15 protein-coding genes are annotated in these 15,138 nt (G+C 73.0%); 10 read left to right on the top strand and 5 right to left on the bottom strand.

What is annotated here, in order from left to right:
* Positions 1–70 precede the first annotated feature (70 nt).
* The 4 genes from F7Q99_RS35600 to F7Q99_RS35585 form a co-directional block, all read right to left on the bottom strand.
* The gene (locus F7Q99_RS35600; protein WP_326847500.1) at positions 71–655 is read right to left on the bottom strand and encodes an NUDIX domain-containing protein; all 585 of its coding nucleotides are present in this window, start codon (positions 653–655) and stop codon (positions 71–73) included.
* A 109-nt stretch (positions 656–764) separates the two neighbouring features.
* On the bottom strand, positions 765–1,865 hold the full coding sequence (locus F7Q99_RS35595) for a DNA alkylation repair protein (protein WP_230211241.1): 1,101 nt from the start codon (positions 1,863–1,865) through the stop codon (positions 765–767).
* Between the two features lie 42 nt (positions 1,866–1,907).
* Positions 1,908–2,825, bottom strand: a complete 918-nt coding sequence (locus tag F7Q99_RS35590; RefSeq protein ID WP_153470100.1) for a TauD/TfdA dioxygenase family protein — start codon at positions 2,823–2,825, stop codon at positions 1,908–1,910.
* Positions 2,826–2,852: 27 nt separating this feature from the next.
* Complete coding sequence (locus tag F7Q99_RS35585) at positions 2,853–3,746, bottom strand: amino acid--tRNA ligase-related protein (protein WP_230211240.1); 894 nt, start codon at positions 3,744–3,746, stop codon at positions 2,853–2,855.
* A gap of 437 nt (positions 3,747–4,183) precedes the next feature.
* Between F7Q99_RS35585 and F7Q99_RS42880 the strand changes: the two genes are divergently transcribed.
* From F7Q99_RS42880 to F7Q99_RS35540, 10 genes are all read left to right on the top strand, one after another.
* A complete protein-coding gene (locus tag F7Q99_RS42880) occupies positions 4,184–4,318 on the top strand; it encodes a hypothetical protein (protein WP_268267712.1) in 135 nt (44 codons plus the stop codon).
* A 116-nt stretch (positions 4,319–4,434) separates the two neighbouring features.
* Complete coding sequence (locus tag F7Q99_RS35580) at positions 4,435–5,511, top strand: fatty acid desaturase family protein (RefSeq protein ID WP_153470097.1); 1,077 nt, start codon at positions 4,435–4,437, stop codon at positions 5,509–5,511.
* A gap of 113 nt (positions 5,512–5,624) precedes the next feature.
* Positions 5,625–6,764: an inosamine-phosphate amidinotransferase 1 gene (locus F7Q99_RS35575; protein ID WP_153470094.1), complete on the top strand. Its 1,140-nt coding sequence runs from the start codon at positions 5,625–5,627 to the stop codon at positions 6,762–6,764.
* A gap of 75 nt (positions 6,765–6,839) precedes the next feature.
* Positions 6,840–8,123 (top strand): hypothetical protein, encoded by a 1,284-nt coding sequence (locus F7Q99_RS35570; protein WP_153470091.1) that lies wholly within the window; start codon positions 6,840–6,842, stop codon positions 8,121–8,123.
* Positions 8,120–8,983 carry a DUF3865 domain-containing protein gene (locus tag F7Q99_RS35565; RefSeq protein WP_326847499.1) on the top strand — a complete coding sequence of 288 codons (864 nt, stop codon included), beginning with the start codon at positions 8,120–8,122 and terminating at the stop codon, positions 8,981–8,983. Before F7Q99_RS35570 ends, F7Q99_RS35565 begins: the two co-directional genes overlap by 4 nt.
* On the top strand, positions 8,983–9,444 hold the full coding sequence (locus tag F7Q99_RS35560) for a GFA family protein (protein WP_326847498.1): 462 nt from the start codon (positions 8,983–8,985) through the stop codon (positions 9,442–9,444). Before F7Q99_RS35565 ends, F7Q99_RS35560 begins: the two co-directional genes overlap by 1 nt.
* 121 nt (positions 9,445–9,565) lie before the next feature.
* A complete protein-coding gene (locus F7Q99_RS35555; RefSeq protein WP_326847497.1) occupies positions 9,566–10,438 on the top strand; it encodes a dimethylarginine dimethylaminohydrolase family protein in 873 nt (290 codons plus the stop codon).
* A 162-nt stretch (positions 10,439–10,600) separates the two neighbouring features.
* Positions 10,601–11,704: an SAM-dependent methyltransferase gene (locus F7Q99_RS35550; RefSeq protein ID WP_153470088.1), complete on the top strand. Its 1,104-nt coding sequence runs from the start codon at positions 10,601–10,603 to the stop codon at positions 11,702–11,704.
* A gap of 161 nt (positions 11,705–11,865) precedes the next feature.
* Positions 11,866–13,182, top strand: a complete 1,317-nt coding sequence (locus F7Q99_RS35545) for a cation:proton antiporter (RefSeq protein ID WP_230211239.1) — start codon at positions 11,866–11,868, stop codon at positions 13,180–13,182.
* Entirely contained in the window at positions 13,179–13,769 is a 591-nt protein-coding gene (locus tag F7Q99_RS35540; RefSeq protein WP_153470085.1) for a nitroreductase family protein, read from the top strand. The genes F7Q99_RS35545 and F7Q99_RS35540 overlap by 4 nt, the downstream gene beginning before the upstream one ends.
* Positions 13,770–13,813: 44 nt before the next feature.
* Here F7Q99_RS35540 and F7Q99_RS35535 read toward each other — a convergent pair whose 3' ends face one another.
* On the bottom strand, positions 13,814–15,133 hold the full coding sequence (locus F7Q99_RS35535) for a transcriptional regulator (protein ID WP_153470082.1): 1,320 nt from the start codon (positions 15,131–15,133) through the stop codon (positions 13,814–13,816).
* Positions 15,134–15,138: the final 5 nt, after the last annotated feature.

Genomic DNA, 15,138 nt, shown 5'->3' with positions numbered 1-15,138 from the left:
ACCTCGAGGGCATCGACTGCGGTCCGCCGATCTCGCTGCGCAGGGTCCCGCTGCCGGGTGCCTTCGCGGGTCAGTCGGCCGTCACCGCGGCCAGGAGCTTGTGTGTGAACCGGTGCATGTTCGGGTCGAGTTGATGGATGGGTTCTTCGAGAACCCGCTGCCAGGGCAGCCACTCGACGGCCGTGTACTCGCCGGGGTCGAACCAGCTGACCTCTTGCCGGTGAGCGCGTAGAACGAACCAGCACGACACGTCGGTGTGACTGCGCGGACCCACTGTCGGCGTGCGGGTGAGGAAGAACGGGCTCTGGCCGAGGAGGGGAACAGCCGGGAGCCGCAGTTCTTCCGCCGCCTCACGTTCGACCGTCTGCCAGAGCGCTTCTCCGGGCTCCGCGTGCCCACCGGCCGGAAGGCGCAGGCCGCTCTTGACGTGGTGGCCCAGCAGGAGCTCTTCGCGGTCAGGGTCGGCGACGACGAAGTAGGCGACCAGGTGCGGGTCGGGCGCGTCGTAGGCGGTCCGGTCCAGCGGCGCCCCGCTGGAGATCCATGCCGCGGTCTCCTCCAGGTGCTGGGCCTCCACCGAGTCCCAGGGGCTGATGGCGGCAAGGTCCTGGAGCAGCCGCCGACGGCGGTCGTGGTCGGGTTGAGCGGGGATCACTGCGGGCTGCTCCTCGGGATCGGCCGGTCGAACGGGCGGCGGTGTGGCGCTGCGATCGGTGCGCGGGGCCTGACGGCGCCAGGGGCTGCGTGCGGCGGGGCCGTCCTGGTCAGGCCGGGCGGTTGGTGATGCGGAGCAGCGCCGGAGGGTGGCGGCGGCCGTTGACCTGGAGTGCGAGGTGGTAGCTGCCCGGTGCGAGGGCGGTGGTGCCGGTGGACTTCAGGAGGTGGGTCTTGGACAGGCGCAGTGGTGTGCCTGCTTTGACGGTGGCCCGGGTGAGGTGAGCGACCTTCTCTCGGGCCTGGGTGCCGGGGTCGGTGCGAGTCAGCACGTACATGACGTGCACCGGGGTGTCGGTAGGGGCGGTGAGGTCGGCTTCGAAGGCGAGGCCGTCACCGAGCCGGTAGTGGGTGTTGGTCAGACGGAGGGGGCTGACGCTGACGGCCGCTTGCGGGTCGTAGCCGAGGATCGTGTAGGCGGGTGGCCAGCCGTCCTTGAGGCGGGCCTTGAGCGCCTCGCGGGTGATGAAGGCGAGCTCGGTGTTCGTGGCGCGTCCTTCGCTGCGCCACCTGGCCAGGGTGGCCAGGACGAGGTCGGGTTGGGTGCGGGCGATGTCGCGCAGATGGTTGGCGACCGACGTGGTCACGAAGCGGCTGCTGTCGGCGTGCAGCGCGTCGAGCAGCGGCAGGGCGGTGTCGACGGGCAGGCCGGTGCCGACGGACCAGGGCAGGTGGGGGCGCAGGGCCTCGCTGGCCAGGCGCCGCACCCGGTGGTCGGCGGCGGTGGCCCACGTCGCGGCGGCCGTCAGCGTCTGCTCGGGGTAGGTGGTGAGGAAGGCGCGGACGGCGTCCTCGGCGGAGAAGTACGGGGTGATCGTGGCGAGCGCGGCGAATGCCTGGCCGAGGCGCTCGGGGTGGAGATGGTGGGCGGCGACGTAGGCGGAGTGGGGGGCGTAGATGTAGAGGCCGAATTCGGTTTCCGCGCCGGCGGCCTCGGGCGTGGCCGGCAGGGAGCGCAGCACGGTGTCGAGGGCGGCCGGCCCGGTGACGGGAAGGTGCTGGTGCAGGCCCTCGGCGGTGCGGGCGATGCGGGCCTTGAGCTCCAGGCTGGGCAGATCGGCGGTGACCTGGGCGGTGAACGAGGCGGCGTCGAAGCCGGGGCAGGCGGCCTGCATCTCGCGGCCGATCCGGGCGATCCGATCCGGGTTCAAGGCCCGTTCCTTCATGGGCACTTGGGAACTCATTCGGCCACCCTAGTGGCGGTTCGATCGGGAGGCGGGCAGCTCGGCGGGGATTCCCCCGTCGGAGGGACCGGGGCGGCGTGTCGGCTGGCGGACGGCGGCGCGCACCAGCAGCCGCGGGTGGCGTGAGCTGTCGCAGGGGGAGGCGGTGTGCAGGACGGCGAGGTTGTCCCAGACGACCAGGTCGTCCTGCTCCCAGCGGTGGGTGTAGAGGTAGCCGGGACTGGTGGTGTGGGTGAGGAGGTCGGCCAGCAGCGTCCGGCCTTCGGTCTCGGGCAGCCCCTCCAGGCGGGGGATGACCATGGAGCCGAGCAGGAGCGCGCGGGCGCCGGTGGCGGGGTGGACGGGGGCGAGCGGGTGAGTGACCTCGGGCAGTTGCGCGAGTGTGCCGGCCTGGGTGGAGGAGCGGCCGTCGGCGGCGTTGGCCTGCTGCGTGGCGAGGTGCTGGATGGAGTGGACGGCGCTCAGACCGTCGATCCGGGCCCGGAGGCTGGTGGGAAGGTCGGCGTAGGCGCGGGTGGCGTCGGCGAAGCGGGTCTCGCCGCCCTTGCCGGGGGTGATGACCGAGTACAGCAGGGTGGCGGCGGTCAGCTGCGGCTTGAAGGAGTTGTCGGCGTGCCACTCCTCCTCCTGGTCGCCGTCGTAGATGCCGATCGGCGTGCCGTTCTCGTGGATGTTGGAGACGACGGTGAGGCCGGGGAAGCCGGGGACGGTGTAGCGACGGTCGGTGGCGGTGTCGACGGCGCCGAACAGGGAGGCGGCTGCGAGCAGGTCGGCGTGGCTGAGGTGCTGGCCGGGCAGGACGAGTACGCGGTGGCGGTGGAGCGCGTCGGTGAGTGCGCGCGCCGCGGCGGAGCCGGTAGTGCGGGCGAGATCGGTCTCGACGCGGGCGCCGAATCCGCCGGGCAGGGGGGCGATCGCAAGGTCCATCGTGCCTCCAGGGACGGGTGCTGGGTGTCAGAACTGGGGGGACTGGAGGAACGGGGTGATCTCGCGCCGTCCGGCGGAGGCGGCGCACAGCCGCTCGATTCCGATACCGAGGCCGGCGGTGTCCGCAGGTACGGCTCCGGCCTCGACGGCGTCCAGGGCGAGCTGCTGCTCGTCGTCGTAGAGGCTGACGGCCTTGGCGCGGTCGATGAAGGCCTTCTGGTCCGTCTCGTCGGTGTAGCCGTGGACGAGTTCGATGCCGTCGACGATCAGCTCGAACCGCTCCAGGACGGCGGTGGTGCCGGGAGCCAGGCGGGCGCACGGCTCGTCTCCGCCAGTCGGGTAGTCGGTCAGGAACACCGCGCGCCCCGTGGTGCCGGCCTCGAGTTCGAGGGCGATGTAGCGGCCGAGGACGTCGCGGAACGGCTCGCCCGGGTCGGCGCCGATCCGGGCGGCCATGCGCGGGTGCAGGTCGCCGATGGGCTCGGTGCGCAGGTCGATGCCGAACGCGTCGCGGACGTGGTCGGCGATCGAGAGCTGTTCGGGGGCGTAGGAGGGCAGGTGCGGGCCGACCAGGCGCCAGGCGAGGTCGATCAGGTCCTCGAAGCCGAGCCCGGCGGCGTACAGGTCGAGCATCGTGAACTCGGCGGCGTGGAGGGCGTCGGGCGGCTCGGGCCGGAAGCACGGACCGATCTCGTACACCTTCGGCCGGGTGGTGCTCACGTTGACGCGCAGCGCCGGGCCGATCATCGCGCGCAGGAACCGGCCCTCGTGGAGGCCGGCGGATGCGCGGCGGCCGGGTCCGAGGTCGGCGCGGCGAGCGACGGGGGTGACCAACTCGGTGAAGTCCTCGTCGTGCAGCAGGGCCCGCAGGCTGTGCAGCACGTGGGCTTTGGTGCGGATGGGATCGGACAGTGCGGACATGCGCTTTTCCTCTCAACTCGGCTGCAAAGAAAGGGAGTTGTCGAGTCAGGGCGCTGCTTGGGCGGTGCGCCCTCCCCGGAGTGCCTCAAGGTAGCCGCACGCCGTCGAAGCGCAGAAGACCGCGCGCACCGCCGAGGGGCCCGATGCTCGGCCGGTAGTCGCGATTCCAGCGGTGCGCGGGAGTGTTCCCCCAGGTCATCGGCAGGGTGGACGCAATGGGTACGCAACGCCCCGGCGCACCTGGCGCAACGTCACGACCTGTTGCCGCTGCCCTTGGTGCGGCCCTAGCGTGATGGCACGGCCACTCGGCGCGACGGTTTCACCAGCGCCCTCGGCGCAGCGCCCGGCCGGCCCCTTCGAGTCGCGCTCATCTTCGGCTCGACCATCCGATTCACCACGCGTGGCTGCGGCATGCCCGCAGCCCGAGAGGAGAACCCATGGACAACACCCTGAAGCTCGGCATGCGCCCGGGCGACGGCACCGTCAAGCTCGGCATGCGCCCCGGCGCCGCCGTGAAGCTCGGCATGCGCCCGGGCATCAAGCTCGGCATGCGCCCCGGCGCCGCCGCCTGACCCCGATCGTCCTGATCGGCTGACGTGCTGCTGCCGGTGGGCGGGGCGCCCCGCCCACCGGCAGCGGTTCACGGAAGGCCAACATCCAGTCCCCAGCGATGTCCGGAGGAGAGCAGATGGGCAGGCCCAGCCGGCGGTCGGTACGCCGGCGAGAGAAGACAGCGAGGCGCACCCGGCACTCGACCGGCGCGTCCGGTCCGGTCCGGCAGGCGCTGGGGCCGGAGCTGATCGGCGAGCTGGAGGGCCTGTGCGGCGCTCCGAACGTCGGCCTGCGGGACGTCGCGTTGGACGTCGGCGCGATCGTCGCGGCGGCAATCCTCGGATCCCTGGCCGGGCACGTCGTCGGGCCGCTGCTGGCGGTCCTGTACATCGGGGTGCGTCAGCGGCACATCTCGAATCTGGCGCACGAGTGCGTCCACGCGAAGCTGCTTGCCACCGCGCGCGGCAACCGCCTGGTGGGGTACCTGCTGACCGGGCTGCTCGGCGAGGGGCTGCGGCCCTACCGGGCCACCCACGGAGTGCACCACGCGCAGCTCGGCACCGGAGCCGACCCGATGTTCCAGTCCTACCGGGCCGGGCGCCTCCACACCGTCCGCGCCCCGATGACCAAGACCGCGTTCGTGCTGCGGGTCATCGTCAAGGCCGCACTGTGGCGGCTGCCGACATCGGCGCTGCGCACACTGGTCACCCGAGGCCCGCGGGAGAGCCGGTGGGCGCCGGCCGCCCGCGCGGTGCTGTGGGCCGGCGTCGCCACCGCGTGCTGGTCCTTCGGCGTCCTCGGCGATCTGCTGCTGTACTGGCTGGTCCCGCTGGTGTTCGTACGGCCGGTGGTCACCTGGATCACCGACCTCGGCAACCACGCCGGCCTGATCGAGGACGACGACGTGCTGCTGCAGACCCGCGGCTGGTCCTCGCACTGGCTCACCCGGCACCTGCTCGGCGGCCACCTCGACGACATGCACCACCCCGTGCACCACTGGTGCCCCAAGATCCCCTGGCGGCGCCTGCCCGAGGCCACCGCCCTCCTCTCTGGGCGCGTGGAGCGCTGGAGCGAGGTGCCGTGGTGCTCCGGCTACTTCTTCCGCCGCCGCTCCACCCCCGAGGTGCCGTGCGTGATCGAGGACGTCATCGCCCGCCTCACCGTCCAGCCCGCACGACGTCAGGCCCCGGCCGCCGAACGCACCGCCGCCTGACCACTCAGCCTCTTTCTCACCACCAACGACCGGCCCGCCGCAGCGCGGTCCGGGCGGCACCCCCTGCCCGCCCGGGCCGTGCCGGCACCCGCCGCCGAGGAGGCGGCCACCCCATGACCAAGCCCCAGTCCCAGCTCGACCCGCCCACCCAAGGTGCGCACAGCTACGACGACTTCACCCGGCTGCGCGAGGTCGTCGTCGGCCGCGCCGACCACTACACCGCGCACCACGCCGACAGCAGCTGGCGGCTGTTCTACTACGAGAACGTCGCCCCCCACCTGCCCGACGGAAACCGGCAGTTGACGATCCCGCAGCAGATCGTCGACGAGCTCATCGAGGACGTCACCGGCTTCGCGGACGCCCTGGCCGGCTGCGGGGTGCGCGTGCTTCGGCCCTCCGCCCCCGGCAAGGACGTCCAGGTCTCCTCCCCGTGGTGGAGCAGCGGCGCGACGCCGCCGCTCAACGTCCGCGACAACACGGTCATCCTCGGGACAACGATCGTGGAGACCGCGCCGCACATCCGCGGCAGGGTCTTCGAGAACGACCACCTCAAGCCCCACTTCAACCGCTACTTCGAGCAGGGCTCGAACTGGCTGGCCATGCCGCGGCCCGCACTCGCCGCCCACTCCCTCGACACCGCCTACTTCGACCGGCACGGCGTCGACGTCACCGCGGCGATGGCCGGCGAGGACGCCTTGCCCATCGACGGCCTGGGCCTGGAGATGATCTTCGACGGCGCGCAGTGCGTCCGCCTGGGCCGCGACGTGCTGGTCAACGTCGCCAACCACAACCACGAGCTCGCCTTCCAGTGGCTGGCCCGCACCTTCCCCCAGCTGCGCTGGCACCGGCTGCCGGGGATCGCCGACAACCACGTCGACTCCATCGTCGTCCCGCTGCGCCCGGGCCTGATGCTGCTGCGCGACCCGAGCTACCTCGAGCTCCTGCCGGAGGCGATGCGTGGCTGGGAGGCGATCTACCCGCCGCCGAGCTCGGTGCCCGAGCAGGACTACGACGAGTTCGGGTTCGTGGTTCCCACCGCGTCCCGGTACATCGACATCAACGTCCTGTCGATCGACGAGAACACGGTGGTCGTCAACTCCCTCTACCCGGAGCTGATCAAGGTGCTGGAGCAGCGCCGCTTCACGGTCGTCCCGGTCCGACACCGCCACCGGCGCCTGTTCGGCGGCGGGCACCACTGCTTCACCCTCGACACCGTCCGCGACGGCGGCCCCGAGGACTACCTCGCCGCGTAGTCCGTCCGGCCCGAACCAGCGCACGCCCGCCCGGCCGCTACCCACGCGGCCGCGAAACAGAAGGAGTACCCGGCCATGAGCAGCACCACCGGAGCGTGGCCCCCGCCCCGCGAGTTCTGGACCGACACCCTGCCCGAGAAGACCGACGGCATGAGGCGCCCGCACCTGTTCAAGGGCGTCGTCCCCACCTCGGCGGCGAACGCCGCCAGCGTCCTGGAGGGCTTCGCCGCGATCCGCCGGGCCCATGCCGCCGGAGTGGAGATCACCGCGAACGCCCGGGTGTACGTGGGGGAGGAGCACCGCCCCGACCTGGTGGACAAGGTCCTGGCCGCCGGCGCCTGGCCGCAGAGCGACTTCGTCGCGTGGATGCAGGAGCAGGTCGGCGCCGAGCGGTTCAGCCTGGTCCTCAACACCCTGGAGAGCGTCAGCGAACCGCTGGCCGCGGGCCTCGGCGAGTTCGTCGGCGCGCTGCTCGACGGCTGGGGCGTCCCGGCCGGCGGCGCCGAGCTGGTCGCCTTCGTCGGCAACTACTCCGGGACCGCGTTCGGCGTCCACGAGGGCTACGAGAACGCGTTCCTCACCCACTACGGCCCCGGCGTCAAGGACTTCTACTGCTGGCCGGCCGAGGAGTACCGCAAGCTCACCGGCGGCAGCGACCCGCTCTACGGCGACTACACGTGGCTGCTGGAGCACGGCGAGCACTTCGCCCTGGAGCCCGGCGACGCCCTGTTCCTGCCCGAGCGCGTCTTCCACGTCGGCCGGCAGAGCGAGTTCTCGGTCTCCGTCGCCATCCCCCTCTACACCTTCCCCGACGCCGCCGTCGCCCGCGGCTGGATCGCGCCCGACCTGCTGGAGAACCTCCTCGCCAGCGAGCCCGACACCGACGCCGGCCGGCCCTCCCCGATGCAGCCGCTGACCGCGGGCCCGGGCGAGCTCGCCCGCCGCCTGGGCGCGGTGGCCGCCGACGCGTTCAGCGCCGCCGCCGAGCGGGCGACGGCCGCCGCCGAGCAGCACGCCCACCAGCGCTGGCACACCGTCCTGAGCAACGGCGGCTGGCAGCAGACCGACCTCGACCTCGCCCGGGACGAGGCCGCCGCGGCGTTCGCCGCCGCCGAGCTCACTCCCGGCACGAGCGTCACCGTCCGCACCCCCTACCAGCTGATGGTCACCGGCCGGCAGGCGTTCCTGCGCGGCTGCGAGACGGCGGCCGACCCCGCCGTCCTCACCCCCGCCCTCGTCGAGCGCCTCAACACCGGCCCGACCACCCTGCCTGACGACCCGGCGGTGATCGCCGCGATCCGCACGCTCGGCGCCACCGGCGGCCTGAGCCTCACCACCACGCCCGAGGAGACCGCGTGACCACCACCGCCCCCGCGCCCACGCTCGAGACCCTGCGCGGCACCAGCCTCGTCGAGGCGTACCTGGCCGCGAACCCGGAGACCCGCGGCTACATCCACGCCACCCTCCAGGGCACCCGCAACAGCGGCGACGACCTCGTCGACAAGCACCTCAAGCCCATGATCGACGCGGTCTACCGGCAGATCCGCGCCCTGGTCGACCCCGCCACCCTCACCGTGGCGCAGGCCCGCATGTACATCGCCGAGCTGGCGGTCTTCGCGCGGCACAACGCCCAGTTCCTGCGCCTGGCCGCCGACCAGGTGGTCGGCTACTGCCCCGCGCTCGCCCACGAGCTGGACCGCAACTTCCTGGAGGAGGGCGGCGAACCGGGCAAGGTCCCCGCCCACTACATCCTCTACACCCGCGCGCTGCTCGCCGACCTCGGCCTGCTCGTCAACGGCCACGTCCCCGCTGACGAGACCGCCAAGCTGGTCCTCCAGCACCAGGTGCTGGTGAACTCCCACATGACCGGGCTCATTGCCGGCGGCTACTACGCCACCGAGGGTGTCGCCGTCGCCGAGACCGAGATCCTGCGCGACATCACCGACCGGTACGGCGAGCTGACCACCGGCACCAGCGGCGCGCAGCTGACGAACCTGGACTACTACTACCGGCTCCACCTCGACGAGGGCCACGAGGCCGCGCAGGTCGGCGGCATGAGCGTGGAGGAGGCCCACATCGAGGGCCTGGCCCGGTTCATCCGTCAGAGTGACCTCTTCCACCTCGACCTGCCGCAGGCCCTGGAGGGCTTCCTGCAGATCTTCAACGCGATGGCAGACTGGTGGACCCAACTGGCCTACCGTGCAAGGGAACTGAACTAGTGTCCGATTCCGTCGTCGCCGCCATTGCCACCGCCGCTGCCGCCACCGGCTCCGGCACTGAGGTCCGCTCCGGCGGCTGCCTGTGCGGGAAGATCCGCTTCACCGTCACCGGCCCGGTGGACGACCCGCACGTGTGCAACTGCGTGCACTGCGCCAAGCGCTCCGGCGCGCCGTTCCAGTGGTGGGTCGGGTTCCCGATGGACGGGCTGGAGTGGACCGGCGAGGGCGAGCCGACCTGGTACGACACCCACCCCGGCAAGACCGCCCGAGGCTTCTGCGGAACGTGCGGCACCCACCTCGCCGCCCGGGACTACGGCGACGACACGATCATCGGCTTCCTCGCCACCGCCCTGGACGACTACGGCACCGATCCGGCCCTGGCCCCCACCAACCTGAACCGGGTTGCCGAGGCCGCGCCCTGGCTCGCCCAGTGCGACACCCGGCCCGCCACGGCCGGCTGACCCCCGCACCCTGCGGGGGCGGGCGCACCTGACAGCGCCCGCCCCCGCAGACCCACCGGGCCGTGCCGGGGCCACCTCCACCCCGCACACCACCACGCCCGCACCGACACCAGGAGGACCCGTGGACCACGACGTCCATGTCGCCACCGAGTACGGAACCCTCAAGCGGGTGGCCCTGCGTCACGCCGGCGACTTCACCCGCCCGCTGGATGGCCCCGACGTCCACCCGGTCCTCGCCCGCCAGCAGGCCACCAGCACCTGGACCACCTACGACCCGGCCACCGTCCGCGCCCAGCAGGACCAGCTGATCGGCCTGCTGCGCGATCGCGGCACCGACGTGGTCCTGCTCCCCGCCGCGCCGGGCTGCTCCGCCCAGCACTACCCCCGCGACATCGCCTTCGCCGTCGACCACGTCCTGTTCCGGGCCCGCTTGAACTCCGAGCACCGCCTGGCCGAGGCCAGCGCCCTCACCGACCCCGCCGTCGGCGGGCAGCCAGTCGACCTCACCCGCGGCACGATCGAGGGCGGCGACATCCTGCTCCCCGACACCGACCGGGTCCTCGTCGGCCTGAGCGAGGAGACCAGCCCCGACGGTGCGACCGCCCTCCAGGAGGCCCTCGCCCGGCACGGCATCGACCGCGAAGTCGTCCCCGTGCCCTTCGCGGTCAAGGGGATCGTGCACCTTGACGACCACCTCGCCGTGGTCGCGCCCGGCACCGCCCTGATCCACCGCGAAGTGTTCACCGCCGACCAGAATCGCTGGTTCAACGCTCACTTCGACCACCTCGTCCCCGTCACCGACGCCGAGGCCCGCGCCGTCCAGGTCAACGTCCTGGCCATCGCACCCACCACGGTCGTCGTCGCCGCGGGCAGTGACCGCATCGCCGCCGCCCTGACCGCCCTCGGACTCGAGGTCCTGACCGTCGACTACTCCGAGGTCACCCGCATCCCCGGCTCCCTGCGCTGCACCACCCTGCCCCTGCTGCGCACCTGACGCCGGCCGCGCACCGCCCGAGCCCGGCAAGCACGGCCGCCGGGCCGAGCCACCTTGCCCGAGCGGTGGCCTGCCGCCGATCCCGGTCGCCGGAGCGGCGGTGGCAGCCGAGCCCCCGAGCGCAGGCCCCGCACCGTACGACACACCCGCGAAAGGCGGACCATGCACGAGACCCGAGAGCTCAAGGCGCACGGACACACCGTGCGGGTGAACGTGGACCCGGAGCCCGAGAGGGAGGGACGACCCGCTCTGTGGCCGACGGTCGGCGAGTACCCCATCTACGACCGGTTCCTGTACGCGACCATGACCACCGACCACGAGCGCAACCAGCGCTTCCTCGCCGCGCTGGCCAAGCTGGCGCCGGGCCGGCGCGTCTTGGACATCGGCACTGGAGAAGACCTCCTGTGGGCCCGCGAGAGCGTGCAGGCCGGAGCCCGTAACGCCGTGGCCGTCGAGGTCATCGAGGACGCCTTCCACACGGCCGCCGGCACCCTGGCGGCCCTCGACGAGCACGACCTGATCACGCTGCTGCACGGCGAGTCGACCACCCTCCAGTTCGCGCCCAAGGCCGATGTTTGCGTGGCGGAGATCATCGGCTCCCTGGCCGGCGCCGAAGGCGCGGCAGTCGTCCTGACCGACGCCCGCAACCGCCACCTGGTGCCCGGGGGCATGGTGGTGCCGCACCGCGCGGTGACCCTGGCCGCCCCCGTCCACCTCTCCGACCTGCTTCCCGGCCAGCCCGTCGCGTTCGCCGAGGCATCCCTGCCGTACCTGCAGAGCATCTTCGACTGGCACAGCCGGCCCTTCGACATCCGGCTACGGATCGAGAACCCGCACGCCGACGCCCTGCTCTCCGACGGCCAGCCGGTCGAGGTGCTCGACTTCAACGGCGAACTGCGAACGGAGCAGCGCACGATCACCCGCCTGGCCATCACCCGGGCCGGCCACGTGGACGGCGTGCTCACCTGGCTCAACCTCTGGTGCCTGCCGGACGAAGCGCCGCTCGACGCGCTCCGCATGAGGACCAACTGGGCCAGCATCTACTTCCCGCTCTTCGACCACCCTGTGCCGGTCGCGCCCGGAGACGTCCTGGAACTCACCGTCGAGACGGCCCTCAGCGACGACGGCATCCACCCGGACTACCAACTCGCCGCCACGCTGCACACCGCCAGCGGGGAGGAGCACCACGGCTCGCTCGCGTCCCCGCACCACGGCGGCCCGTTCAGGGCCCACCCGCTCTACCAGGCCCTGTTCCCCACGACCTGACCGGACATCCGGCACGGGGCGGCCCGAGCAGCGCTTGCTGCGGCACTGCTGCTGGGCCGTCGGCATCGGTGCCACCACCGTCGCGCACCGGGCCGCCCCGTTCCCGATCCCTCACCGTGGCCCGGCGCGTCCGAACCAGCGGGTCGCCGAGCCTCTCGCGCATGCCCGCGCCCACGCCGACCTTCGCCCGGAGACCGCTGATGTCCAGTCCGCTCTCGCTCGTCCTCGTCGCCGTCCCGACCGTGGTACTGGCCTGCCAGGCCGGCGGCTGGGCCGCCCGCCGCCTCGGGCAGCCGCCCGTCATCGGCGAGATGGCCGTCGGTATCCTCCTCGGTCCCTCCCTGCTCGGCTGGCTCGCCCCCAGCGTCCAGCACACCCTGCTGCCGGCCACCGTCCTGCCCTACACCTCGGTGCTCGGCAACGTCGCCCTGCTCGCGTTCCTCTTCCTCGTCGGCCTCGAACTCGACTTCCACTCCCTGCGGACCACCCGCCGCGCCGTGGCCTCCGTCGCCGCCGGCAGCATCCTGCTGCCCCTCGGCCTCGGCGCCGGCCTCGCGGTCATGATGTACCCGGCCCTGGCCCCGCCCGGCGTGCAGCGGCTGCCGTTCGTCCTGTTCGTCGCCACCGCGCTGTCCATCACCGCGTTCCCCGTCCTTGCCCGGATCCTCACCGACCGGGGCCTGGCCACCACCCGCCTGGGCGCCTTCGCGCTCGCGTGCGCCGCCACCGACGACGCCCTCGCCTGGTGCCTGCTCATCGCTGTCACCGCCCTGGCCACCGCTGGCTCCCCGCTGGACGCCCTCACCGCCCTCGCCCTGACCGCCGCCCTGACAGCCGCCCTGGCCGCGGCCCGCCCCCTCGTGAAGCGGACGCTGGAGCGCGCCGCCCGCACCTCCGAGGACCTGGTGACGGTGCTGCTGGTCGCCGGGCTGCTTCTGGCGGCCTGCGCCACCGACCGGATCGGCGTCCACCCCGCCTTCGGGGCGTTCCTGTTCGGCGCGACGGTGCCGCGCGGCCTGCCGGCCGTCGAGCGCAGCGCCGCCCGCCTCCAGGCGGTCTTCGTCCCGGTGCTGCTCCCGCTGTTCTTCGTCGACACCGGCCTGCACACCGACCTCGCCCACCTCCCGGCCGGCCAGTGGGGCTGGGCCGCGCTCGTCCTGGCCGTCGCCGTGGCGGGCAAGTGGGTCGGTGCCGCCGGGGCAGCCCGGCTCGCCGGCTGTGACTGGAGGTGGTCGGCACTGATGGGCACCCTGATGAACTGCCGCGGGATCACCGAGATCGTCGTCCTCGGCATCGGCCTCCAACTCGGCGTCATCTCCACGAACCTGTTCACGATCATGGTCCTCATGGCCGTCGTGACCACCGCCGCCACCGCACCCCTGCTCGACCGCCTCACCCGAGGCGCCCCCGACCTCACCGTCCAGGCCCCCGCCGAGCCGGTCACCGCACAGACCGGCACCCCGGGAGCAACCCGATGACCGCCGCCTCCGACACCCGGCCCGTCGCGGGCGACGCCGAGACGGCGATCCGCACCCGGCGCAGCACCATCCGCCTCACCGGGCCCGCCCCGGGCCCGGACGAACTCCTCGACCTGCTGGCGGCAGCGGCCACCGCGCCCGACCACGGGCAGCTGCGCCCGTGGCGCGTGATCGCGATCTGCGGCGACGCCCGCGTCCGGCTCGGCGAAGCCGCCGCCGAGGCCGCGCCCACCGCCGACCTGGCGGAGCGGATCGCTGCCAAGCACCTGCGTGCGCCACTGATGCTCGGCCTCGTCTTCCAGCCCCGCGACCACCCGACCATCCCGCGCTGGGAGCAACTGGCCGCGACGTCCGCGATGGCCACCACCCTGCTGCTGCTCCTGGACGTGCGCGGCTGGGGCGGGGTCTGGTTCGGCGGCCCGTACCCGGACGCGCCGCAGGTCCGCAAGCACCTCGGCCTCGGCGGCGACGAGCAGCTGCTCGGCTACCTGTACGTCGGCACTCCCGTCCCCGGGGAGGCGTCCCGGCTCCGCGCGACGGCCGACGTCCGCGCCAAGCTCAGCTGGCTCGGCGGCGCCACGGCCTGACCGGCTTCATGGGCACCGAACTGCCCGACTCGGCCTGCCTGGGGTCAGAAGTCGTGGAGCGGGCCGCCCGCGGCGGCGTCGGCCAGGCGCCGCGCCAGGCGGCGGCTCTTGAGGTGCTGCGCCGTCGTCTTAGCCTTCGCCAGCAGCTCCTCCCGCTCCGCCCGGTCGCCGCGCAGCCGAGCCAGCTCCGCGCCGGTGATCAGCAGCTCCACGCTGTCGCGCGTGCGCTCCGGCGACAGGCCCATCGCCACCTTCAGAGCCTGCCCGCCCTCCTCAGCCAGCCCAGCCATCGCCAACGCCCACGCGGCCTGCCCCTCCAGCTCCGGGCGGTCCAGCCACGCCAGCCACCGCGGATCTGCCCCGCGCCCGGCCCGGTCGAACGCGGCCCGCGCCCGCTCCACCGCCGCCCGGCACTGCGCGCCTTCACCGTTGTAGGCCCACGCCCTCGCCTCCGTCACCGCGACGTAGGCCCGCACCAACGCGGGCGAGCCGGTCGCCGCGACCACCGCGCTGCGGGCGTGGGTCAGCACGTCCCGGCCGTCGCCCCGCACCGCCGCCAGCCGCGCCTGGTGAATGCAGCCACGGGCAAGCCGGCCGCGATCCCCGATCGCCTGCGCCAGCCGCATCGCCTGCAAGTCGTAGCGCTGCGCCAGACCCGGCAGTTGGTCGTCGTAGGCCATGCTGGCCAGCGCGAGCACCGCGTCGGCAACGCTGCCGTACAGCAGCCGGCCGCGCCCGGCGTTGAACCCGCCTTCGAGCAGCGGAACGGCGTGGGCGGCGAGGAAGCCGGCGAACACGGAGCGGAACTGCCCACCTCCGTGCCGGGCGTCCGTCCTGCCGTACAGGTCGGTGTGCGCGTCCAGCAGCTCGATGTCGGCCACGGTCACCCGCCGCAGTCCGTACCCGGCGATCTCCGTGTCGGGCAGCATGACCAGCGCCTCCATCGCGGACGGCGTCGCGGCGAACGGCATCTCCCGCACCGATGCACTCCTGGGGACGGCGTCCATCTGCCACAGCCGTCGCAGCATCCGCACCGCGTGGCTCAGGTCGCCGTACTGGAGCGCCTGCTCCGCGACCCTCATGTCCTCGGACGGCCACCCCAGGCTCTCGGGCGTCACCTGGCGCTTGCACGCCTGGGTGAGGACGTAGCACGCCGCGGCCGCCAGCTCCGGCCCCGGCCGTGCCCCCGCGCACCATCGCGACACGGTGCTCGTGCTGACGGACCGGGGATGGCCGGTGGCCGCGCAGCGCTCACGGATCCGCTTGGCGAACCCCGACATCGACCACTTGAGCTCTTCCAGCACGATCCGCTCGAGGTCCAGGTTTCTCTGCGAGGTGCCGCTCAGCGACGCCGGCCCGCTCATGTCGC

The organism is Streptomyces kaniharaensis (assembly GCF_009569385.1).
In the GTDB taxonomy this organism is placed as follows: domain Bacteria; phylum Actinomycetota; class Actinomycetes; order Streptomycetales; family Streptomycetaceae; genus Kitasatospora; species Kitasatospora kaniharaensis.
Note: the sequence above shows the minus strand (reverse complement) of the source record. Positions and strands in the feature narration are given on the sequence as shown.

What these genes read in the sequence shown, in the direction of transcription:
- F7Q99_RS35590 (WP_153470100.1), bottom strand. Translation starts at nt 2,825, where the DNA reads ATGGACCTTGCGATCGCCCCCCTGCCCGGCGGATTCGGCGCCCGCGTC.
- F7Q99_RS35585 (WP_230211240.1), bottom strand. Translation starts at nt 3,746, where the DNA reads ATGTCCGCACTGTCCGATCCCATCCGCACCAAAGCCCACGTGCTGCAC.
- F7Q99_RS42880 (WP_268267712.1), top strand. Translation starts at nt 4,184, where the DNA reads ATGGACAACACCCTGAAGCTCGGCATGCGCCCGGGCGACGGCACCGTC.
- F7Q99_RS35580 (WP_153470097.1), top strand. Translation starts at nt 4,435, where the DNA reads ATGGGCAGGCCCAGCCGGCGGTCGGTACGCCGGCGAGAGAAGACAGCG.
- F7Q99_RS35575 (WP_153470094.1), top strand. Translation starts at nt 5,625, where the DNA reads ATGACCAAGCCCCAGTCCCAGCTCGACCCGCCCACCCAAGGTGCGCAC.
- F7Q99_RS35570 (WP_153470091.1), top strand. Translation starts at nt 6,840, where the DNA reads ATGAGCAGCACCACCGGAGCGTGGCCCCCGCCCCGCGAGTTCTGGACC.
- F7Q99_RS35550 (WP_153470088.1), top strand. Translation starts at nt 10,601, where the DNA reads ATGCACGAGACCCGAGAGCTCAAGGCGCACGGACACACCGTGCGGGTG.
- F7Q99_RS35545 (WP_230211239.1), top strand. Translation starts at nt 11,866, where the DNA reads ATGCCCGCGCCCACGCCGACCTTCGCCCGGAGACCGCTGATGTCCAGT.
- F7Q99_RS35540 (WP_153470085.1), top strand. Translation starts at nt 13,179, where the DNA reads ATGACCGCCGCCTCCGACACCCGGCCCGTCGCGGGCGACGCCGAGACG.
- F7Q99_RS35535 (WP_153470082.1), bottom strand. Translation starts at nt 15,133, where the DNA reads ATGAGCGGGCCGGCGTCGCTGAGCGGCACCTCGCAGAGAAACCTGGAC.